We start from the raw sequence: 22,638 nt of genomic DNA, 5'->3' as shown, positions 1-22,638 counted from the left end.
TTTAGGGAACTTCAAAACACGCTCCAGCGCAGCACAAACAGGCTTTGGTTGCGGCTGGCGGCGCTGCTCTGTTTCGGTCTCTAGGCGAAACCGCTTAGGAGAAATTGGCCTGGAGCCCCGTGAAATATGACTGAGAAGCTATCAAAAACATAGTAGGCGCAGAGCTCATCGGCGCTTTTAGACTGGTTTAGTCGATGTCTTTGGTCGGATGGAGATCCAGAGCCTAGGCATGCGGTCATCGTCCATCACATAGGCCTTGATGGTGAACTGCCCACGGCAAAGATGGTGGACAGACTGTAGTGCTGGGTGTCGTAGCTCTTTCCGTCAGAGGCAGTTATCCGGAATTTCCGGATAACTAAAGATTCCTCCAGCTCTCTATCGCCAAATACTTTTAACTGGCGTTCTGTTCTCAATGCGCTGGGTGTCGCGCTCGCCACTCTGAATGATGGCATCCACTTCTGCGTTGGCAACCCGCACGGCTTGGCGGAACAGGTGCACCATTTGCCCGGCCAGTTGACGCAGGTCATGGGTCATGCCTTGTCACGGCCATCCAGCCCCAACTCCCACTCAATCGCCTCAATGCTGGGCAGTTAGTCGCGCAGGGCTTCAGGCAGATTGTGGCCCGATGGGAGGGACAGGATTTGCGATGCATGCTGTTTCGCTAATTGGGCAACAGCTTGTTGCCCAATTGCAGTTGACAGCCAAAATTTGTGCCACTTTCGGATGTATTTGAGGTTGCGGACCGAAAACCCCTTTACATCCGGGAATTCGCGCATCAGGTCGGCGCTGCCTAAGCCCGCGGAGTCTTTCGCAAGTACCCCCGTGCAATAGGCTCCAAATGCGCGGGTGAAATGCCCAAGGCCTGCAAACCCGGCACCAATCCGGTAGCCACGTTGTCCACCTTCATCGAATTCAGGTTGTCGCGGCTCATCAGCGTGGGGCCGGGCGCAAATTCCATCAGCATGGCTTGCAGGCGGCCCAGCGCATCCGGCAGAGCAATGACCGGTCGCCCACGTCCGCCGTTAACACCGCTGAACTGCGCCGCCATTTGCACCAACTCTTTCAAGGTAAACACGTCGGGGCCGCACACCTCCACGATGCGTAAGGCCGCGCCCGAGGGTTGGCGCACCACGCTGCGCTGCAGGCTGCACACAATGGCCGCAGCCACATCATCCACCCACACGGGCTGAAACCGCGCATCGGCGCCCGCCAACGGCATGACCGGAAACACGGCCTGCAGGCGGGCGAACAAATTGAGAAATTTGTCTTGCGCTCCAAAGATGACACTGGGGCGCAGCACCGTCAACTCCAAGGCTGACTCGGCCGCAGCCTGTCGAAGCACAGCCTCTCCTCTGCCTTTGCTGCGCAGGTATTCCGAAGGGGCTAAGTCCGGCTGGGAGTCGTTCACGCCCAACGCGCTCACATGCACCAGTTTGCTTACGGCCAGCGCCTGGCAAACGCGTGCCAGCTTCTGTGGCAAAACAACGTGTGCCTTGTCGAACGCGGTGGCGCTGCCGTGCAGGATGGCGATCAGGTTGACCACGGCCCCATGGCCGTGGGCGGCCCGGGCCAAAGCGGCTTCGTCGTGCACATCCAGCTCCACCACATTTACGCCTGGTAGATGTTGGAGGTGGCGGGCGTTGCCCGCACGACGAGTGGGAATCGTGACGCTAAAGCCCCGGCGCACGAGCTGTTTACAAATCTGAGACCCGACAAAGCCGGTTCCGCCCAATACCAGAATAGATTGCATGGCCACACTTTACGTGGATCCCATAGACCAATCACAATGGCGGGATAACAAGGAGACAGCACCATGGATCCAACCCCCGCTGCACAGCCGACCGACATCCAACAGATGTCCAGCTTCGCCGAGTTCTACCCCTTCTACTTGGGCGAGCACAGCAACCTGGCCTGCCGCAGGCTGCACTTTCTGGGATCCAGCCTGGGTCTGGTGTGTGTGGGCTTGATGATCGCCACCGGCAAGCCGCTATTCCTGCTGCTGGGCCTGTTCTGCGGTTACGCCTGTGCCTGGATAGGGCACTTCGGGTTTGAGAAGAACAAGCCCGCGTCCTTCAAGCGCCCGCTATACAGCTTCATGGGCGACTGGGTCATGTACAAGGACATGTGGTTGGGCAAGGTCAAGGTGCTGTAGGCCCCGAGCGGGGCTTTCAGACCACCACCGGCTCCGGCTCCAGCAGGATGCCAAAGCGCTCGTAAACGCTTGTCTGTATGGCCTTGGCCAGCGTCATGACCTCGCCACCGGTGGCGCCATTGCCATCCACGCCGGCTCCGCGGTTCACCAACACCAGTGCCTGCTTTTCGTAAACGCCAGCCTGGCCCACGCTCTTGCCCTTCCAGCCACACGAGTCAATCAGCCAGCCCGCCGCCAGCTTGATGGAGCCGTCGGCCAGGTGGTAATGCACCACCCGGGGTTCGCGGGCGATGATGTCGGCACATTGCTCTGGCGACACCTGCGGGTTTTTGAAGAAGCTGCCGGCATTGCCGATGACCGCAGGGTCGGGCAGCTTGGCGCGGCGGATGGCGCAGACCCAGTCGAAGATCTGCTGCGCCGTAGGTTCGGTGACGGCATGCTCCGCCATCTTCTTCTCGATATCGGCATAACCCAGCACCGGCTTCCAGACCTTGGGCAGCGCAAAGCGCACGCGCAGGATCAGCGCACGGTCTTTCAGGCCCAGCGTTTGCTGACCACCACTGGTCACGGTGCCACCGTGTTTGAAGACTGAATCGCGGTAGCCAAATGCGCACTGGGCGGCATTTAGTGTGAACACCTTGCCGGTTTGCAGGTCCATGGCGTCCAGCGATTCAAACCGGTCTTGCAGCTCCACGCCGTAGGCGCCCACGTTTTGCACGGGGGATGCGCCCACGGTGCCAGGGATCAGCGCCATGTTTTCCAGGCCAGGGTAGCCGTTGGCCAGCGTCCAGGCCACAAAATCGTGCCAACCCTCGCCGCCGCCGGCTTCGATGATGGTGGCCTTGGCCGTTTCGCCCACCAGGCGTATGCCTTTGACCTCGACCTTCAGCACCAGGGGTTTCACGTCGCCAGTGATGACGATGTTGCTGCCGCCGCCCAATACAAATTTTGGGGTGTTGGTCCACTCGGGATCGGCCAGCACGGCCTGCACATCGGCCTCGCTGGTGATACGCGCCAGGGCTAGTGCCTTGGCCACGATATGGAAGGTGTTAAAGGGCTGGAGTGGGACGTTTTTCTCGACTAACATGGCAGGATTGTCGCACCCGTGAACCTGCGCACGCCCACGGCGGGCCGGCGGGCTGGCGCACCAACTCACTTTTAACCATAGAACCCAAGATGCCTTCATTTGATACCGTCTGCGAAGCAGAACTCTCCAAGGTCAAGAACGGGGTGGACAACACCTCCAAGGAAATCACGACGCGCTTTGACTTCAAGGGAACGTCGGCCGCCATTACGCTCAAAGAGAAAGAGATCACGCTGGTCGGCGACGCGGAATTCCAGCTCGACCAGATCGAAGACGTGCTGCGCAACAAGCTGACCAAGCAGGAAGTGGACGTGCGCTTTCTGGACAAGGGCGATGTGCAGAAGATGGGTGGCGACAAGGTCAAGGTCGTCATCAAGGTGCGCAACGGCATTGAGTCTGAAGTGTCCAAAAAAATCCAGCGCCTGATCAAGGACAGCAAGATCAAGGTGCAAGCCGCCATACAGGGCGATGCGGTGCGCGTCACCGGCGCCAAGCGCGATGACCTGCAGGCGGCGATGGCGCTGATCCGCAAAGAGATTGCCGATCTGCCGCTGAGCTTCAACAACTTCCGCGACTGATGAAAGCCGCCCCGCTCGTCCTTTCCCTAGGCTGCCTGCTGAGTCCGCTGGCGGCGATGGCCCAGACCGTGGGGCTGTCGGGCATGCTAGGCGGGAAGGCGCTGGTCATCGTCGATGGCGCCCCGCCCAAAACCGTGGCGGCGGGTGACAGCTACAGGGGCGTCAAGATCGTCTCCACGCAGGGCGACCAGGCGGTGGTGGAAATTGGCGGCAAGCAGCACACACTGCGTGTGGGCGATGCGCCGGCCAGCGTGGGTGGTGGTGGAGGCAGCGGCCCAGGCGGCAACCGCATCGTGTTAAGCGCTGGCGACGGAGGCCATTTCTTCGCACTGGGCCAAATCAACGGCAAGTCCACGCAAATGGTGGTCGATACCGGGGCTACATCGGTCGCCATGAGCGTGGGCGAGGCCCAGCGCCTGGGTGTTGAATACAAATCGGGGCAACCGATCCAGATGAGCACGGCCAACGGCATCACCCAAGGCTGGCTGATCAAATTGAATACGGTGCGCGTGGGTGATGTGGTGGTGCACAACGTGGATGCCGCCGTGACCAGCGGTTCCATGAACATCGTACTGCTGGGCAATAGTTTTTTGACCCGCTTCCAGATGACGCGCGCAAATGACCAGATGGTGCTGGAAAAACGCTACTAGACTCGCACTGTGAGCATCCAGAGCGAAAACGAATACGAAGACCTGCTGGCCCTGTGGTCGGACCTGGAATCCGGTCTGGGTGTCATTCTGGGCAGCCCGGCCAGCACACAGGAATTTGGCCACCGCGTGCTGCAATACGACCGCTGGATGCAAGGGTTGCTACAACGCGACCCCGATGTCGGCCTGTACCTGCTGTTCCAGCTGGCCGGCAATTCGCCGGTGGGCTACAGCGCATCCCACGCGCTGGTATGCGCGGTGCTGAGCCACCTGATCGCCATCGAACTGGGCATTGCCAAGCCCGAGCGCGACAGCCTGGTGCGTGCCGCGCTGACAATGAACATCGGCATGACGGCCATGCAGGATGCTCTGGCCACGCAGGTGGAGAAACCCACTCCAGAGCAGCAAGACGCCATCCGCATGCACGCAGCCAAGGGAGCGCTGATGCTGGGCAATCTGGGCGTGGTGGATGTGCAGTGGCTGGACATCGTGTCAGGCCACCACGACGACGCCATCGACAAGGCCGACCTGCGCACGGCCCCACCGGTCACACGGCTTACCCGCATATTGAAGGTGGTGGACCGCTATGCGGCGATGATCAGCCCGCGCATGTCGCGTGCCGGCCGCAGCGCTACCGAATCGGCCCGATCGGTGATGGCCAATGCTTCGGCCAAAACGGATGAGATCGGCCATGCGCTGGTGCGCGCCGTGGGCCTGTGCCCGCCCGGCACCTATGTGCGCCTGGACAACGCCGAGACCGCCCTGGTGCTGCGTCGCAGCGGCGAGTACAACCATCCGCATGTGGCCATCATTGCAAGTGCGAACGGAGAGTTTGTGCCCAGTCCGCGGCTGCACCGCACCACAGGCAAGGGGCCGAAGATCAAGACCGCGCTACCGGCATCTGCGGTGCGGGCGCGCATCAATCACTTCCAGATGCTGCGCCTGGGGGCATTTGCGGCGCAGAACCCGTGACATATAGCCCCCGACGTTCCTGATTAGACTTTTTTCTTGCTTCCGAGCTTGGATTCACTCCCCTTGACCAGGCGCGAAATGTTTTCCGCATGGCGCCAGATCAACAGGGCAGACATCACGATGATGGAGAACACGATGCTCTTTTCCATCGGCCAGGCAACATCAGCGCCGAAGACGTAGTACACCGGCGCAAACACGGCCGCAACGATAGACGCCAGCGAAGAGTAGCGGAAGAAGTAGGCAATGATCAACCAGGTGGCTATGGTGGCCAGGCCCAAGATCCAGCTGATGCCAAACAGCACTCCCAGCGCAGTGGCCACGCCTTTGCCCCCCACAAAGCGGAAGAACACCGGAAACAGGTGGCCCAGAAAAGCCGCCAATCCCACCAAGGCAACAGTACCGTCGCTCAAGCCATAGGGTTCCCCAAACCATTTGACCAATACCACTGGCAGCCATCCCTTGAGGGCATCCAGCAGCAGCGTGACGATGGCGGCGGCCTTGCTACCTGAGCGCAGCACATTGGTAGCGCCAGGGTTCTTGCTGCCGTAGGTGCGGGGGTCGTTCAAGCCCATGGAGCGGCTCACGATGACCGCGAACGACAGGGAGCCCACCAGGTAGGCGGCAACAACCGCCAGCAGCGGGTAAAAAGCGCGAAGGGAATCCAAAACCAGTTCTCCTGAAAGACGTTCGTCGGGGCTGTCAATCAGCCAGTGCGCACTGTACCTGCTTTGCCCCCAATAATTCGACGCAAACGCTAGGCGAAATCCCTACCAGGTAGCCCCTGCGGCCACCGTTGATCAAGATTTTGGGCAGGGCCAGAATGCCCTCCTCTATGTACACCGGCATGTCGCGCCGCGTGCCAAATGGCGATGTGCCGCCCACCAAGTAGCCGCTATGGCGGTTGGCCACCTCTGGGGCACACGGCTCCACCGATTTGGCGCCGATCTGCCGAGCCAGGTTTTTGGTGGAGACCTTGCGGTTGCCATGCATCAGCACCAACAGCGGCTTGGCATCCTGGTCCTGCATCACCAGCGTCTTGACAACGCTGAACGGGTCAAATCCCAGCACCTGCGCACTGTGCTGGGCACCGCCATGCTCCAGATATTCATAGGGGTGCTCGGTGTAGGCAACCTTGTGCGCCTTCAGCATTTGGGTAGCGGGGGTTTCGGAAACATGATCTTTTTTGGCCATGGCGGTATTTTCCTGTAATGAATCGGCCGCTGGCACGACCAAGCAGCATGAACACCACCTTCTTTGCTTGCTGCCTGGTTGCTGTAGCCACCCTTTGCACCAGCGGCGTTGCGTCCGCTCAGGCCTCCACGACAGCGGCCACGCCCCCGCCCGCGTTGGACCTGCGCGCCACCACGACCAGCGGAGAGGCCTTCAACCCGGAGCGCATCCGCGGCAAAGTGTCCATCGTCTTCTACTGGTCAACCGCCTGCGCCGTGTGCCGCGACAGCCTGTCCGAACTGCGCATGAACCTGAACGGCTGGCGCGACAAGCCGTTTGCACTGGTCACCGTCAACGTGGACAAAAGCGTGGACGACTGGCTGGCCTACGAACGCATCCTTGGCAAGACCCAGGCGCCGCCCAAGGGCCTGATTGCGCTGCGGCAAGACGCCAACAAAGCCGCCCCCCCCAAGCTGCCGCTGACTCTGCTGGTAGATGCCAAGGGCAAAGTGGTTGCGCGCTACGAAGGGCGACTCGCGCCCGAAGCGTGGGATGGGGTGGCCGACCTCATGCCCTAGCAGGCCGGGTCTCCTGGTTGGTAGAATTTAAAAAACACCAACCCAGCAGCATGCCCCTTGCTACGGCGCTTTGCGTTCGAGCCTGCTGCAAAGCAACCTTATGTCCATTAAATCTTTTGCCTCCGTATTGCCTGTTATCGGTCTGTTGGTCGCCTGTGGCGGCGGTGGCGGGGGTGGCGCGCCTGCCCAAGCCGGCGCGCCTACGCCGACCGACCCGCCCGCAACGGTATTTGCTCCTGCATCGTCCTTAGCCCAGCAATGCGCCGCGCCGCGCGCCGGTACGAGCGATCGCCAGGGCTCTATCGATACCGAGAAATCGTGGGTACGCTCCTTCATGGACGAGACCTACCTTTGGTACAAAGATGTCCCGGTAGTTAATGCGGCAAGCTTTACGTTGGAGAGCAACGGCAATAGCGTCCTGCAAACGCTCGACGCCTACTTCAGGGCGCTCAAGACCAAAAACACCACTGCCTCCGGCAAGCTGGTTGACCAGTTCAGTTTTACGACACCCACAGCGGATTTGTTAAACCAGCAGTCCGGTGTGTCATCCGGATACGGGTTCCGCCGCTCCGTCCTCAGTGGCTCAGTGCCCCGTGTAGTGCGTGTGTTGTATGTGGAACAAGGCTCGCCCGCACAGCTGGGCGGCATTTTGCGCGGTGACACGATCACATCCATTGACGGTGTGGACATCAACGACACAACGCCTGCCGGTATCGCCACGCTCAATGCCGGCCTGGTTCCGACGGTGGCCGTCAAGACTACCCGTTTTGGCCTGTTGGCTGCCAACGCAAGCACACCGCGCACGGTGACGATTACGTCGTCACCCACCGTTGCAATTACCCCGGTTGCACTTTCAACGGTCATCGCGGAGGGGGCCAACAAGGTGGGCTACCTGGTGCTCAACTCTTTCGGTGTTGTAAGTGCGGAGAAGCAGTTGGTCGATGCCATCACCCAGTTCAAGAACGCCAGCGTCAATGAACTCGTGCTCGACCTGCGCTACAACGGCGGCGGCTATCTGGACCTTGCCAGCGAACTTGCGTGGATGATTGGTGACGCAAGCCTCGCCGGCAAAACCTTTGAGAAGCTGACTTGTAACGACAAAAACCCCCTGTCTTTCTGCAACACGACCAGTACCTTCCACCAGACGACCCAGGGATTTTCGGTTGCGCAGGGCCAATCGCTGCCCCAGCTGGGGCTCAAGCGCGTGTTTGTGCTGACGTCGGGCAGTACCTGTTCAGCCAGTGAATCCGTCATCAACGGCTTGTCCCCATTCATGCAGGTCATACGTATCGGCAACACGACTTGCGGCAAGCCCTACGGCTTTTCCTACAAGGACAATTGCGGCATTTCTTACGCGGCCATGCAATTCAAAGGGGTGAATGCGGTGGGGTTCGGTGACTATGCCGACGGCTTTGCAGCCAGTTGCCCGGTGGCAGACGATCTATCCCGCCAGCGCGGCGACCCGGCAGAGAGCATGCTCTCCGGTGCGCTGACCTATGTGCGCACAGGGGCCTGCCCTGTAGCAGCAGCATCCTCCGCCAAGGATATGGTCCAACAGTTGGGGCAAGGGAACTACGTGATGGACCGCAACCCATCCGAAACCGTCAAGCTGTTGCTCAGCCCTGGCCCACAACGCTGATGACTTCACCTATTTTTTGCAGGCCGGTCTATGTGTCCGGCATCTGCGCGCCATTGTTCGCGCTGCTGAGCGCTTGCCAAAGCTATGCGCCGTCTGCGCCGGTTCCGGCCCGCATGGTCGCTGAAAAAACCAGCGCGCAGTGCTTGGCGCAAATGGAAACTGCTGCGCAACGGCCAGGCCTTGGCCCGGTTGTGCTAACCGCCGCCGCGTTCGCGACGGAAGACCGGCTGAGCATTGTCCCCTCGGACACGGTGTCAGACGCATCGGGGCAGCCTGGTAACGGCCGCCTGCTTGGCTCGGCGGACAGCTACCGCTTGTCCCTCAGCAACGGCCTATGCACCATGGTTCGTGAGAGTGATGCACGCACTACGCCGCTTTCGGCATGCAGTTGCGTCGCAATTCAGTAGTTGGTGAATACGGCGTGCATTGAATGCACGCCGCTTTGCACTAGCCCCCGCGCTAGGCCGGTATCGAAGCGCTGGGGTTCATCAATGGGCGCATACCCATCGCGCGCAAGCCATAGAACAACGCGAACGACACAGCAGCCGCACCAGTCGAAAATATAAATAGCCACCCTGCGCCCAACGCATCAAGGATGACCGAGCCAATCATCGGCGCCACGAGAATCATCGCGTTTTGCCACGATTGAAGGGTTCCCCACACGCCGCCAATCGCGTTCGCAAAGTGCTTTGAAACATAGACATTCAAGGCAATGGCATACCGCGCGCTGCACGTGCCGATCAGGAAGAACAGTACCGGCAAGATTTCGGCCAAGTGCGCGGGTTGTGCGTACAGCCCAACGCCGATTGCACCGAAGCCCGCGGCCTGGAGCATCGCAGGTTGCGTGAGCTCCCCCATACGCCCCTGCATCGCTTTTGCGCCAGACCTCTTGGCCAGCCACAGCCCCGACAGAATATTCCCAGCCCCTGAGCAACTGATCAACAATCCCAGCAATGCCTTGTCGAAGCCAGCCCGCTGCAGTACCAGTGGGAACAGGTTGTTCACCATAAAAATGAAGAAGGCGCAGGTGGTAGCCACCCAAAGCAACGGGACCATGTTGACACCACCTGCCGATGCCTTTTCTGACGGAGCGGGCGCGGCCAGGGTTTTTTCCACATTTGGCTGAGCGCGGACGAAGGCAAAAACGCAAAGCGATGCGGCCGAGCAGGCAAGCGACAGGCCAAGAGCGGCCCGCTCGCTGGACAAAGAACTTGAAATGGTTCCGATGGCCGGCGCCAGCACTTTGGCCGAGTTGTTGACAACGTTCAGAAGCGAATAGAACCTGGGAAGCCCGTCTGAATCGACAGAGCGTACGGCCAACACGTTGATGGCCGGTGGCGCGACCGTCGCAAAGACCGAGCGCAGCGCAACCAAGCCCAGAAAGACCATGAAATCACCGCAAAGAATGATGGCTCCGGTGGCCACTACCCGCAGCAGAATCGATGCCATCAGCAATCGCCTGGGGCTACCCCTGTCGCACCAACGCCCGATGTACGGGGACAGCAGCATGCCCGGCAACAGTCCGGCGGCACTGACTATGGCCATCTCATACGAGGAGACGTGAAACTGGTAGGCCGCAAGCGTCAGGATTGCCAGGAAGTCAATCCATGTTCCAAAGGCTGAGAAACCGTCTCCGGCAAGCAAAAGGTACTCATTGCGGGTTCGCGTCATTCGATTCCAATTCAGTCGGGTCTAAAGCGTCAGCGTGAAAAATTAGCGCTGATTTACCCCAACTGTATCCGGTGGAACGCTATAAACTTCATAGCTGGTTACGCTTGCTGCACGAGGGCTAGAGGCAGATTTGACTAAAACTTTCACTCAGCGGGTCCGCCAATACTCCAGCGCTACCCGATAGGTATTGATCTGCACCGCCACGGTCTCCTCAATCCGCACGCCATACCCACCAGCCATCAGCACCACCACTGGTAGCCCGCGGACGGCACACCAGTCGAATACACGCTGATCGCGTGCCTGCAAGCCTTGCATCGTAAGCTTCAGACGCCCCAGGCGGTCACCCTCGTAAGGGTCGGCACCGGCCAGATACATCACAAGCCCAGGTGTAAAGCGCCGGCCCAGTTCAGCCAGCGCGCCATCTAGCGCCGCCAGATAGTCTGCGTCGGCGCAACCATCTGGGAGCGGCACATCCAGGTCGCTGGCCTCCTTTCGAAATGGAAAATTCTTGTCGCCGTGCAGCGAAAGTGTGAACACCGTATCGTCGCCCTGAAAAATGTGCGCTGTACCGTTACCCTGGTGCACGTCCAGATCGATGACGGCTACGCGCAGGGGATCTGCCCCGGGTGCCCTGGCACGCGCCCACTGCGACTGCACGACGCGGCTGGCCACGGCCACGTCGTTGAACACGCAAAAACCACCCCCTTTGTCCGCATAGGCGTGGTGGGTGCCACCGGCCAAGTTGGCAGCCACGCCCTGATCCAGCGCGACCTGCGCGGCGGCTACGGTGGCGCCCACGGATCGGCGGGCGCGCTCGGCCATGGCTTCGCTCCACGGGAAACCAATTTCACGTAAGACGGCAGGGCTGGCAGTGCCCTGCGCAATGGCATCAACATAGGCGGCGCTGTGGACCAGTGCCAGGTCGGCATCGCAGGCGCGGGGCGCTTCATGGCACCCTACCGCCGGCAGATGGATGGCCAATTGCTCGCGCAACATACGGTATTTCGCCATCGGAAAGCGGTGACCCTGTGGCAAGGGCAGTACAAACTGGTCGCTGTAGAAGGCTTGCATGGTGGGTGATTCTTGCAGATCGCGCGTTTAGAGAGGTAGGCGCTTGACAGCCCCCATCTATGCTGCGAGAGTTTGCGAAACCGTTGGAGAACTACATGAATGCGCCCGTGCGGCTGATCGCCGCGTGTTTAACCATGGCCTTGGCCTTTGTCAGCCACGCCATGACCATCACCGCCGCAGGCGACCCCTACCCGCCCTATGGCGACCCCAAGAACCCGGACGGTGGACTTGGCATGGAGATCATTCGCGCAGCCTACAAAACACAGGGGCACGAGGTAACCATGGAATACGTGCCTTGGGCAAGGGCCGAATCGGGGGTCAAGAATGGCACGTACGACATCCTCCCCTTTACGTGGCGCACCGATGCGCGGGCGAAGGTGCTGTTGTTCAGCACGCCCTTTGCTGTGGGCAACCTGCGTTTCATCAAACGTAAGGGCGATGCATTTGACTTCCATGGCTTGGATAGCCTCAACGGCAAACGCATCGGTACGGTGTTGGGCTATGGCTATGGGGACCCGTTCACGCAGTCAACCGGCTTTGTGCGCGAGAACGGCAAAGATTTGATCACCAACGTCAAGAAGTTGGTGCGCCAGCGCATTGACCTGACGCTCGAGGACGAAATCGTCGCACGCTCTGCAATTGCTGCAGAAGAACCACAGCTACTGGAGCAGATCGAGTTTGTAAAGGCTCCTCTGTCGGTCAACCCCTTGTATGTCACCGCCGGTATGCAGAACCCCAAGGCGCAGGAGCTCATAGGTGCATTCAACAAAGGGCTGGAGGCCATCAAGGCCAACGGCACGTACGACAGGATTTACAAGAAATACGGCATGGTCAAGTAGCACCCTACCGCAATCTGCCCTGGACGGCGGGGCCACGCTACCAAAATCGGCTAACCTCACCGGTTCAAACCGGGAGCAATTGTGGGCCAGACGACCTTCTTCTACAAAACTTGCGCGGCGCTGTTGGCGACCGCCGCCTTGCAGGCACAGGCAATCCAGATCATCAGCGTTTCGCCCCAGGGTGAAGTGGCACGCGTACGCCAGGTGGTGGCCAAGTTTGACGAGAGTGCTGTCAACTTTGGTGACCCCAAGGCCGAGGCGCCTTTGAGCCTGAGCTGCAGCGACGCCCAGGTCACCAAGGGCTCTGGTCGCTGGGTCACTGACCGCAGTTGGGCCTACGAGTTTGAAAACGATTTACCCCCAGGCGTAACCTGCAATCTGCAGGTGCGCAGCGGCTTCAAGTCGGCCAAAGGCGCGGATCTGACTGGCGCCACCAGTTTCAAGTTCAATACCGGCGGGCCCTTTGTGCAGAGCACACAACCCTATAGCGGTAACCGCATCGACGAAGAACAGTTCTTCACGCTGCGGCTGAACGGCCCGGCGACACTGGCCAGCGTGCAGGCCAACGTGTGGTGCTCGGTAGAGGGCCTGGGGGAACGCGTGGCCGTGCGGCTGATCGACGGAAAAGACCGCGCGGCGCTGCTCAAATCGCAAGGGCTGGAAGCCGCAGCCGCCAAGGACCCCTTGAGTATCGTCACGCTGGCGTGCAACCGCACCCTTACGCCATCGGCCAAGGTACAGATCGTTTTTGGACAGGGGGTAAGCACACCGGCCAGCAGTGGCAACCCCAACGGCGTGGCCAACTCAGCTGAAAAACGCTTCAGTTTCCAGGTGCGCGAACCGTTTGCTGCCACCTTCAGCTGCGAGCGCGAAAACGCGCAGAGCGCCTGCCTGCCGATACGCCCCATGCGCCTGAGCTTCAACGCTCCGGTGTCGGCCAAGCTGTTGGAAGGCATACGCCTGAAGTCTGACAAGGACACGATCAAGCCTACGCCGGATGCGAATGGCGGGGAGTCTGCGGCCGAAGACTCCGTAGAAAACAGTGTGAACTTCAACGGCATTTTTACCGAACAGACGTCCTTCACGCTGGAGCTGCCCAAGGGTTTCAAGGATGCCTCCGGCCGCACCCTGCGCAACGCCGATAGCTTTCCGCTGAAGGTCGCCACCGGTATGCTGCCGCCGCTGGCCAAGTTTGCTGCCGCCCCTTTTGGCATCGTCGAGCGTTTTGCGGAGCCTGATGGCGTGGCCATGCTGCCGGTAACGCTGCGCAATGTGGAGGCGGCCTTGGCCACCAAGGGACTCAAGGTGGAGCAGGCCAAGGTCAGCACCGTCACACCCGGCACCGATGCTTCCATCATCCAATGGTTCTTGAAAGTGCAGCGCTACGACAACTTCACGGTGTCGCGCAGCGCCGCAGCCAAGGACGTCAAGGGCCCGCTCCCCAAACCAGTGGATGGCAACGACCAAAGCACGGTGCAGTCGCGCATGGTGTCGCTGCTGGGTGGTCAGCCCAATGTCAAGACGCTGGATCTGCCCAAACCCGCAAGCAATGATCCACGCCCGTTTGAGGTGGTGGGCATTCCACTGGCCCCCGGTTTCCATGTGGTTGAAATTTCGTCACAAAAACTAGGCGCATCCCTGCTGGATGAACGCCACGGCAATGGCCGCACCATGGTGGTCCGCACCTCTGCCCTCGTCACCAACCTGGGCGTGCACTTCAAGCTGGGCCGCGAGAACGCATTGGCTTGGGTGACCACATTGGACAAAGGCACACCCGTGGCCAATGCCAAGGTGCGCGTGTCCGACTGCAGGGGCCGTGAGGTGGGCAGTGCCAAAACCAATGCGCAGGGCATCGCCAACCTGAGCGGAATCCCGCCACAGGCGCCTACCTGCAACAGTGACGACAGCTACAACAGTGCCTACTTTGTCAGTGCCCGTGCGCCACAGCCTTCGGGCGATGGAAAGAGCACGGTCGAGGACATGGCCTTTACATGGAGCGACTGGAACCGTGGCATAGAGCCCTGGCGCTTCAACCTGCCCACCAGCCGCGAGGCGCGGCCCGATGAACGTGCCCACACGATCTTCGACCGCACGCTCTTGCGCGCCGGCGAGACCGTGTCCATGAAGCACATCCTGCGCACCGAAACCAGCCAGGGCTTTGGTTTGACCACGGTCCAACCCGGCACCCTGGTCGTGACCCATGTGGGCAGTGGCCAGCAATACACACAGGCGCTGGTCTGGCGCAAGACGGCTACCGGTGGCCAAAGCGCGGAGAGCACATTTGCGATTCCGCCCGCCGCCAAGCTGGGCGTCTACCAGGTGGAACTGCGCAGCGACAAGAGCGATGCACGCACCTTCTCCACCGGCATGTTCCGGGTGGAAGAATTCCGGTTGCCGGTGCTGGAAGGCCGCGTCACACCTGCCGAGAAAAAGGCTTTGGTGAATGTGAAGACTGTGCCCGTGGATGTGCAGATCAACTACGTATCCGGCGGCGGCGCCAACAACCTGCCGGTGCGCGTGTCGGCCCTGGTGCGTGGCAAGTACCTGAACTATGCCGACTTTTCTGAATTCAACTTCCAGGCGCCACGCGGCAACAAAGACAACCGCCCCGAAGGTGAAGAAGAGCCCGACGCCACGGCCTACGCCAAGGTCATCGCCGACAAGCTGCCGCTGACGCTGGACAAAAACGGCGCAGGCAAAGTAACGGTGGACAAGATACCCGCCAGCCGCCAGCCCCAAGACCTGCTGCTGGAAGCCACCTACTCCGACCCCAATGGCGAGGTGCAGACTATACGCAGCACACAAACCCTGTGGCCCGCGGGCGTGGTGACCGGCATCAAGACCGAGGGCTGGGTGTCGAGCAGCCAGCGCATCAAGTTCCAGGCCCTGGCGCTCGATTTGACAGGCAAGCCGCAGGCCGATGTGGCGATGGAGGTCAAGGCCACGGCCCGCATCGTCACCACCACACGCAAGCGGATGGTGGGCGGCTTCTACACCTACGACAACAAGACCAGCGTCAAGGATCTGGGCACCGTGTGCACCGGCAAGAGCGATTCGCGCGGCCTGCTGCTGTGCGAAACAGCGCTCAACGAAGCGGGTGAGGTAGAACTGGTCGTCACCGCCAAGGACAGCGTAGGCAACAGCATCCAGGCCGCCTCTTCCGTGTATGTCACCAAACAAGGCGAGCTGTGGTTTGGTGGCGAAAACCACGACCGTATCGACCTGCTGCCCGAGAAGAAGAGCTACCAGCCCGGTGAGACCGCCAAGTTCCAGGTGCGCATGCCCTTCCGCTTTGCGACCGCCCTCGTTGCCGTGGAGCGCGAAGGCATTGTCGAGACCGAAGTGGTGCAGCTCAATGGTCAGGACCCTACGATTAGCTTGAAGATCAAGGACGGATGGGGGCCCAACATGTACGTCAGCGTGCTGGCCCTGCGCGGCCGCCTGCGCGAGGTGCCGTGGTATTCGTTCTTCACCTGGGGCTTCAAGGCGCCGCGAGAGTGGTGGACATCCTTCTGGTACGAAGGCCGTGAATATGTGGCGCCGACTGCACTGGTGGATTTGAGCAAGCCCGCCTTCCGTTTGGGCGTAGCCGAGATCCGCGTGGGTACCAAGGCCCACCAATTGGACGTGAGCGTCAAGGCCGACAAAGAGAGCTACGCCGTGCGCAGCCAGGCCAAGGTGACGATCCAGGTCAAACTACCCAACGGCCAACCCGCAGCCAACGCCGAAGTAGCGCTGGCCGCCGTGGACCAGGCCCTGCTGGAGCTGATGCCCAATAGCAGCTGGAACCTGCTCGATGCGATGCTGCAACGCCGCTTCTGGGGCGTGGAAACATCCACCGCACAAATGGAAATCATTGGCCGCCGGCACTATGGCCGCAAGGCCGTGCCCGCCGGTGGCGGCGGGGGCAAGAGCGGCGCGCGTGAGCTGCTGGAGACCCTGTTGCTGTGGAACCCCAGCGTGAAGCTGGACGCCAACGGGCAAGCGGTAGTGACCGTGCCGCTGAACGACGCGCTGACCACCTTCAAGATCGTCGCCGTGGCCGATGCCTCCACTGGCTTGTTTGGCACGGGCTCTACCAGCATACGCGCCACGCAAGACCTGCAAATCATCAGCGGTCTGCCGCCCCTGGTGCGTGAGGACGACCAGTTCCGCGCCCAGATCACGCTGCGCAATACGACCAAGCAGGCCATGAAGGTGGAAGTGACACCACGTGCCACGCTGCTGGAGTTGCCGATGCAAACGGTGGACATTCCCGCAGGCGATGCGCGCGAAGTGGCGTGGATGGTGACCGCCCCTGCACAATTGGCCCAGATCCGCTCCGAAGCCATCCTGTGGGAGATTGAAGCCAAGGACACCGTCAGCGGCGCACGTGACGCGCTGAAGGCGCGCCAGCGCATCGTCCCCGCCGTGCCGTTAACGGTGCAACAGGCCACGCTGGTGCAGTTGGATGGACCCTTCACGCTGGACGTCAACCCACCGGCCGACGCAATACCCGGCCGTGGTGGCCTGAAGATGTCGCTGCAACCCAAACTGGCCGAAGGACTGCCGGGCGTACGCGACTGGTTTGCACGCTATCCCTTTGCCTGCCTGGAACAAAAGACCAGCAAGTCGGTGGGCCTGCGCGATGGCAAACTGTGGGAAACCGTGGCCGCGCAGATCCCCAGCTACCTGGACAGCGATGGCCTGGCCAACTACTTCCCGCCGCGCGATGGAGAGGCCAACCACGGCAGTGACACGCTGACGGCCTACCTGCTGGCCGCAACGCACGAGGCTGCGGGTGTCAACCCCGCCTTTGCACTGAGCGACACGGTGCGTGCACCAATGGAGCGTGGTCTGATCGCGTTTGTGGAGGGCCGCATCCAGCGCGAGTTCTGGAGCCCCCGCAAAGATCTGGACATCCGCAAGCTGGCCGCGCTGGAAGCCCTGTCGCGCTACGGCAAGGCCCAGGGCCGCATGGTGGGCAGCATCACCATCGCGCCCAACCAGTGGCCCACGCATGCGGTCATCGATTGGCTCAACATTTTGAAGCGTGTGCAGGATGTGCCAGACCGCGACAAGCGCATGGCAGAGGCCAACCAGATCCTGCGCAGCCGCATCAGCTACCAAGGCACCAAAATGATCTTCAGCACCGAGAAGGATGACTACTGGTGGTGGCTGATGCAAAACGGCGATGTGAACACCGCACGCCTGATGCTGACCGTGATGGACGACCCCGCCTGGAAAGACGACATGGGCCGCCTGGCCAATGGATTCATCAGCCGACAACAAAATGGCGCCTGGCACACCACCACCGCCAACCTGTGGGGAGGGCTGGCGCTGGAGAAGTTCTCGACCAAGTTTGAAGCAGTCACTGTGGCAGGGTCTACCAAGGCGTCCCTGAAGAGCTTGGAAAACGCCGCGGGCGGCGTGGGTGCTGCAAGCGTGGAATGGAACAAGGTGGAACGCATCAAGACCACCGACACATTGGGCGCACCCAACCAGACCACGTGGTTTGGCGCACCCGCATCACCTGGCAATTTCCGCAACAACACGATGTTCCTGCCGTGGAGCAAGACGCTGCCCAAAGACACGCTGAGCGTGACCCACCAAGGCCCTGGCAAGCCCTGGCTGACACTGCAATCGGTAGCGGCCGTGCAGCTCAAGGAACCGTTCAACGCCGGTTACCAGATCAAGAAGACCATCACGCCGGTGGAGCAAGCCAACAAGAGCCTGCCCGCAGGCAGCTACACCCGTGGCGATGTGTTGCGCATCACGCTGGAGGTGAATGCCAGCGCCGACATGACCTGGGCCGTCATCACCGACCCGGTGCCTGGCGGCGCGACCATTCTAGGCAGCGGCCTGGGCCGCGACAGCGAGATCGCAACGCAGGGCGAGAAGCAGTCGGGTTCTGGCTGGGCTGCGTTTGAGGAGCGCAGTTTTGAGTCCTTCCGCAGCTATTACCAGTTCATGCCCAAGGGCGTGGTGAAGATGGAATACACCATCCGTTTGAACAACGTCGGTGAGTTCTCATTGCCACCGTCCCGCGTAGAGGCCATGTATGCGCCGGAGATGTTTGGTGAAGCGCCCAATGCGCGGGTCAAGGTCGAAGCAGCCAAGTAATGGAGGAAGCGGAAGAAGCGGTGCAACTCTGCACCACTTCACCCATGGGCTTTATTGCCCGTTGACTACCAGACGCGTAGCCTCGGAGGTCTTGACGCCGCTGCCATTGGCGGTGCGCACGACCAAGCCCTTGTAGCGGCCACTGCCGACAAGCCAGGCGTAGCTGACATTGGAAACAGTGGCGCCACCGCTCACTTCGACCTTTACCTTGCAGGCCGCAAAGGTGCCAGCCAATACAGTAACCGGCTCGGTGGTGTAGGTGGTAATGCTGGTCTGTGCGAGCGGCGCCTGCGTTGTGCCATTGAATTCCGTAGTAGCAGAGTATTTGCTCGTGTAAGCGTTATCGAGTAGGGGGCTCAGTGGCGCACCCGTGGATGCGTAGGGCGTGAAGTAGATGCTGGCCGCCGTGGTGACGCCTGGGGAAACGCTGGTAACGGTGGAAACGGTCAGGCCGTACGTCTGACGTTCGTTGCCCACCACCTTGGAGTAGTTGTTCTCGGTCGTGGCAACCACGCTGCCTGCAAACATACCGTTGACGGCCACATTGGTATAGGTGGTGGTGTTCACCTGGTTGACCAGGAAAAGCCCCGTCTGGCCACGGAAGCTTGCGCCGCCCGATGTGGCGAACTTGCGCTGCTGGGTAGAGACGATGGTAGTGCCATCAGCCCCATAGACGTTTGTATCGATTTGGGCAGTATTGCCCACAACCGTCATGACATTGCCCTCTTCACCACAATCATTCACTGTAGAAGGAGTAGGCGTTGTGGTCGTAGGCGGTGTGGTGCCGCTGGCAGGTGTTGCGGTTCCCCCGCCTCCCCCTCCACCACATGCGGACAACGCGCATAGCGCGACCGTGCTCAAAAGCAATTTGGGATTGGTAAGTTTTTTGGTATTCATGTGTGACAGCTTGAATGTAAAAAGGCCTCCAAGCATAGCTGATGAACATTGGCACTTTTGTGCGCGTCCCGCAACGACACCGTGAAGTCAGGGCCGGACGCGCTTAAACGGCCGGCACTTTTGCAGGGGATACCGACGATGCGGCAACAGCGCCCTGTGCCGCGCCAAACCGCCGCTTGAACCAACGCGGCAAGTTATCCAGATAGGTGTACAGCACCGGCACCACCACCAGCGTCAACAAGGTGCTGGTGATCAGTCCGCCAATGACCGCGCGGCCCATGGGTGCCTGCGCCTCACTGCCCTCGCCCAGGCCAATGGCCATGGGCAGCATGCCGAACACCATGGCCAGCGTGGTCATGATGATGGGGCGCAGCCGCACCTGGCCGGCACGCAGCACAGCGTCATGCTGGTTCATGCCTTCTCGCTGCGACTGGTTGGCAAAGTCCACCAGCAGAATTGCGTTCTTCACCACCAGCCCCATCAACATGATGAAGCCAATGATGGAAAACAGGTTCATCGTGGAGCCCGTCAGTATCAGCGCCGCCATCACGCCCACCAGCGTAAACGGCAGGGAGGCCATGATCGCAATCGGCTGCAAGAAGCTCGCAAATTGCGATGCCAAAATGAAGTAGATAAAAATCACGGCCAACACCATGGCCACGGTTGCTGCGGCACCGGCCTCGTCGTTTTGTTCTGCCTCGCCCTTGATGTCAAAGCGGTAACCCTGCGGCAGGCTGATAGCTTGCACCGCCTTTTTCACCTCCTTGGCCACGTCACCGGTCGGGCGCCCTTCCACATTTGCATAGATGCCAACGCGGCGCTCCAGGTTCTGGCGCTTGATGACCTGCGGGCTGGTAGACGGCACAAACTCCACCACCTGGCGCAGCGGCACCATCACGGGCGTGCCAGTGGCATCGACCTTGTTGGTGGAGATATACAAATCACCCAAATCCGACAGCTTTTGCCGGCCAGAGCGCGGCAGTTGTACGTTCACCTCGTAGTTCTGGCCGTCTGGCGCCAGCCAGTTGCTGACCTGGTCGCCATTGACAAAAGGCCGCAGGGCGCTGCCCACGCGCTCCAAAGACAGGCCCACATCGCTGGCCACGGCCTGGTTCACCTTGATGATGATGGCCGGATTGGCAGCCTCCAGGCTGTGCTCCAGATCCACGACACCCTTGACCGCGCGCACCGTACCCATGACTTCTTCCAGTAGCTTGGGCAGATCCGCAGAGGCCGGGCCAATCAGGTTGATCCAGATTGGCTTGTTGAAGCCGACCGAGGGCTCAATGCCGGGAATGCTTTTCAGGCGCTGGCGCACCGCGTTTTCTACCTCGGTCTGGCTGCGCCGTGCCGTCTTGCGCTTGTCCACCAGCTTGATCAGCAACTCTGCCTCGTTGCGGTTGTTGCCGCCGACTGTGGTACTGACCAGTTCGATTTCGGGGAAGGCTTTGATCGCCTCCTCCACCTGGCGCACCTTGCTGTCGGTGTACAGCAAGCTGGTGCCCACCGGTGTCTTGATCTTCAACGCAAACACGCCCTGGTCGGTCTTGGGCATGAACTCGCCACCAACCATGGGAACCAGGACCAGGCTCGCGCCGAAAATAACCGCGGCAATAGCCAGCGTCGTCTTGCGCCATAACAGTGTGCGGTTCAGCAAGCGGCCATAGACAACGTGCAACCAGTCCACGCGGTGTTCCACACGCTCCATCAGCCGGCCCAACCACGGCGCCCAGGTAAAGCGCGACTCGACCGGGTCTTTCCACACCGACGACAACATCGGGTCCAGCGTAAAGCTGACGAACAAGGACACCAGCACCGCCACGGTGACCGTGATGCCGAACTGGAAGAAAATCTTGCCGATGATGCCGCTCATGAAGGCCACCGGTATAAACACGGCGCAAATGGCCAGCGTGGTGGCCAGCACGGCCAGGCCGATCTCTTGCGTGCCGTCGCGTGCGGCTGTGATGTGGTCCTTGCCCATGCCGACGTGGCGCACGATATTTTCACGCACCACAATCGCATCGTCGATCAACAGGCCGATGCACAGCGACAAGGCCATCAGCGTCACCGAATTGATCGTGAAGCCAAAGGCATACATGGCGATAAAGGTGGACACCACCGAAATGGGCAATGTGATGCCCGTGATGATGGTGCTGCGCCACGAATGCAGGAACAAAAACACGATCAGGATGGTCAGCATGCCGCCTTCGATAATCGTGTGCTTGACGTTCTCCAGCGAGCTCTTGACATAGCTGGCGTTCTCGGCAATGGAGCGAATCTCCACATCCTGCGGCAACTGCTTGCGCAAATTGTCCACCGCCTTGGCCACGTCTTCGCCCACGGCCACCAGGTTCGCATCCTGCGTCTTGAACACACTGACGGTCAGCGCCGGCTGGCCGTTGATGCGGCCTATGGACTGCGCCTCGCGCTCTCCATCGGCGATGGTGGCCAACTGCTCCAGCGTCACCGGTGTGCCAGCGCGGCGCGCCACGATGATGTGGCGGAAGGCATCCACGCTCTTGAGCTTGCCCTCCACCCGCACCAGTTGCTCCTGCTCGGTGGCGCGCAGCGAACCGGCCGGCATATCCTGGTTGATCTGGCGGATGGCGTTAACGATCTCGTCCACACCAATCTGGTAAGCCAGCATTTGCTGCGGCTTCAAGGATATGGACACCTGGCGCTGCACCGCGCCACCCAGCGTGACCTGGCCCACGCCGGATACGCCCTGCAGTCGCTTGACGATCTGCTGGTCCGCAAAGGTGGACAGCTCGCGCATGCTGCGACCATTGGACAAGATGCCGAAGGTAGCGGTGGGCTGGGCGTTGTCAAACTGCCCACGCACAATCAGCGGGTCTTTGGCATCACGCGGGAACGCGGGCCGAATCTGTGCAACCTTGTCGCGCATGTCCTGCACGGCCTTGGTCATGTCGGTGGACAGCGCAAACTCGGTCCAGATCTCGGCACGGCCTTCCATGGAGTTGGTGAAAATGTTGCGCACGCCGTTGACGGTGTTGACCGCTTCTTCCAGCGGCTTGGCCAGGTCTGCCTCCACCTGCTCGGGCGAGGCGCCGGGGTAGCGCACCTGCATCCAGATGCCGGGCACCTGGATGTCGGGCATTTGCTCCACGCCCAGACGGGTGTAGGAGATGACGCCCAGCACCATCAGGGCCAACATGACCATGGTGGCGAATACGGGCTGGTTGATACTGGTTTTGGTGATCCACATGGTCGTGCTCCG

The 22,638-nt window shown here is 60.7% G+C and carries 18 protein-coding genes; 9 read left to right on the top strand and 9 right to left on the bottom strand.

Features of this window, described 5'->3' with window-relative positions:
* Nucleotides 1-375 precede the first annotated feature (375 nt).
* A complete protein-coding gene (locus AC097P_RS08895; protein ID WP_479610035.1) occupies nucleotides 376-534 on the bottom strand; it encodes a hypothetical protein in 159 nt (52 codons plus the stop codon).
* Between the two features lie 256 nt (nucleotides 535-790).
* Nucleotides 791-1,750, bottom strand: a complete 960-nt coding sequence (locus tag AC097P_RS08890; protein WP_479610034.1) for a complex I NDUFA9 subunit family protein — start codon at nucleotides 1,748-1,750, stop codon at nucleotides 791-793.
* A gap of 63 nt (nucleotides 1,751-1,813) precedes the next feature.
* Between AC097P_RS08890 and AC097P_RS08885 the strand changes: the two genes are divergently transcribed.
* Nucleotides 1,814-2,152: an Mpo1-like protein gene (locus AC097P_RS08885; protein ID WP_479610033.1), complete on the top strand. Its 339-nt coding sequence runs from the start codon at nucleotides 1,814-1,816 to the stop codon at nucleotides 2,150-2,152.
* 16 nt (nucleotides 2,153-2,168) lie between these two features.
* On the opposite strand, the gene murB is transcribed toward AC097P_RS08885, so the two are convergent.
* Nucleotides 2,169-3,239, bottom strand: coding sequence for a UDP-N-acetylmuramate dehydrogenase (gene murB / locus AC097P_RS08880; RefSeq protein ID WP_479610032.1), 1,071 nt, complete (start codon nucleotides 3,237-3,239; stop codon nucleotides 2,169-2,171).
* A gap of 89 nt (nucleotides 3,240-3,328) precedes the next feature.
* Here murB and AC097P_RS08875 point away from each other — a divergent pair, with 89 nt between their 5' ends.
* The 3 genes from AC097P_RS08875 to AC097P_RS08865 are packed head-to-tail and all read left to right on the top strand — an operon-like array spanning nucleotide 3,329 to nucleotide 5,433.
* The gene (locus AC097P_RS08875; RefSeq protein ID WP_479610031.1) at nucleotides 3,329-3,814 is read left to right on the top strand and encodes a YajQ family cyclic di-GMP-binding protein; all 486 of its coding nucleotides are present in this window, start codon (nucleotides 3,329-3,331) and stop codon (nucleotides 3,812-3,814) included.
* Nucleotides 3,814-4,464, top strand: a complete 651-nt coding sequence (locus tag AC097P_RS08870; protein ID WP_479610030.1) for a retropepsin-like aspartic protease family protein — start codon at nucleotides 3,814-3,816, stop codon at nucleotides 4,462-4,464. Before AC097P_RS08875 ends, AC097P_RS08870 begins: the two co-directional genes overlap by 1 nt.
* Nucleotides 4,465-4,473: 9 nt before the next feature.
* Nucleotides 4,474-5,433, top strand: coding sequence for an HD-GYP domain-containing protein (locus AC097P_RS08865; RefSeq protein ID WP_479610029.1), 960 nt, complete (start codon nucleotides 4,474-4,476; stop codon nucleotides 5,431-5,433).
* A 23-nt stretch (nucleotides 5,434-5,456) separates the two neighbouring features.
* Here the strand turns inward: AC097P_RS08865 and plsY are convergent, their stop codons facing one another.
* Both plsY and AC097P_RS08855 read right to left on the bottom strand, forming a co-directional pair.
* Entirely contained in the window at nucleotides 5,457-6,098 is a 642-nt protein-coding gene (gene plsY / locus AC097P_RS08860) for a glycerol-3-phosphate 1-O-acyltransferase PlsY (RefSeq protein WP_479610028.1), read from the bottom strand.
* A gap of 34 nt (nucleotides 6,099-6,132) precedes the next feature.
* Nucleotides 6,133-6,624: an aminoacyl-tRNA deacylase gene (locus tag AC097P_RS08855; protein ID WP_479610027.1), complete on the bottom strand. Its 492-nt coding sequence runs from the start codon at nucleotides 6,622-6,624 to the stop codon at nucleotides 6,133-6,135.
* Between the two features lie 47 nt (nucleotides 6,625-6,671).
* On the opposite strand from AC097P_RS08855, the gene AC097P_RS08850 reads away from it, so the two are divergent.
* From AC097P_RS08850 to AC097P_RS08840, 3 genes are all read left to right on the top strand, one after another.
* Entirely contained in the window at nucleotides 6,672-7,181 is a 510-nt protein-coding gene (locus tag AC097P_RS08850) for a TlpA family protein disulfide reductase (protein WP_479610026.1), read from the top strand.
* Between the two features lie 100 nt (nucleotides 7,182-7,281).
* Nucleotides 7,282-8,820: a S41 family peptidase gene (locus AC097P_RS08845; protein WP_479610025.1), complete on the top strand. Its 1,539-nt coding sequence runs from the start codon at nucleotides 7,282-7,284 to the stop codon at nucleotides 8,818-8,820.
* Nucleotides 8,820-9,227: a hypothetical protein gene (locus AC097P_RS08840; protein ID WP_479610024.1), complete on the top strand. Its 408-nt coding sequence runs from the start codon at nucleotides 8,820-8,822 to the stop codon at nucleotides 9,225-9,227. The genes AC097P_RS08845 and AC097P_RS08840 overlap by 1 nt, the downstream gene beginning before the upstream one ends.
* Nucleotides 9,228-9,279: 52 nt before the next feature.
* Here AC097P_RS08840 and AC097P_RS08835 read toward each other — a convergent pair whose 3' ends face one another.
* Nucleotides 9,280-10,491, bottom strand: a complete 1,212-nt coding sequence (locus AC097P_RS08835; RefSeq protein ID WP_479610023.1) for an MFS transporter — start codon at nucleotides 10,489-10,491, stop codon at nucleotides 9,280-9,282.
* Nucleotides 10,492-10,638: 147 nt separating this feature from the next.
* The gene (locus AC097P_RS08830; RefSeq protein ID WP_479610022.1) at nucleotides 10,639-11,562 is read right to left on the bottom strand and encodes a histone deacetylase family protein; all 924 of its coding nucleotides are present in this window, start codon (nucleotides 11,560-11,562) and stop codon (nucleotides 10,639-10,641) included.
* Between the two features lie 95 nt (nucleotides 11,563-11,657).
* Here AC097P_RS08830 and AC097P_RS08825 point away from each other — a divergent pair, with 95 nt between their 5' ends.
* The gene (locus tag AC097P_RS08825; RefSeq protein ID WP_479610021.1) at nucleotides 11,658-12,401 is read left to right on the top strand and encodes a substrate-binding periplasmic protein; all 744 of its coding nucleotides are present in this window, start codon (nucleotides 11,658-11,660) and stop codon (nucleotides 12,399-12,401) included.
* 81 nt (nucleotides 12,402-12,482) lie between these two features.
* Nucleotides 12,483-18,503, top strand: a complete 6,021-nt coding sequence (locus AC097P_RS08820; protein WP_479610020.1) for an alpha-2-macroglobulin family protein — start codon at nucleotides 12,483-12,485, stop codon at nucleotides 18,501-18,503.
* Nucleotides 18,504-18,554: 51 nt separating this feature from the next.
* Here AC097P_RS08820 and AC097P_RS08815 read toward each other — a convergent pair whose 3' ends face one another.
* Complete coding sequence (locus tag AC097P_RS08815) at nucleotides 18,555-19,400, bottom strand: hypothetical protein (RefSeq protein WP_479610019.1); 846 nt, start codon at nucleotides 19,398-19,400, stop codon at nucleotides 18,555-18,557.
* Nucleotides 19,401-19,503: 103 nt separating this feature from the next.
* On the bottom strand, nucleotides 19,504-22,626 hold the full coding sequence (locus AC097P_RS08810) for an efflux RND transporter permease subunit (protein ID WP_479610018.1): 3,123 nt from the start codon (nucleotides 22,624-22,626) through the stop codon (nucleotides 19,504-19,506).
* Between the last annotated feature and the right edge of the window lie 12 nt (nucleotides 22,627-22,638).

Source organism: Rhodoferax sp. ZS1R8 (assembly GCF_056521325.1).
The sequence above is the reverse complement of the archived record's forward strand: the minus strand, read 5'-3'. Positions and strand labels throughout refer to the sequence as shown.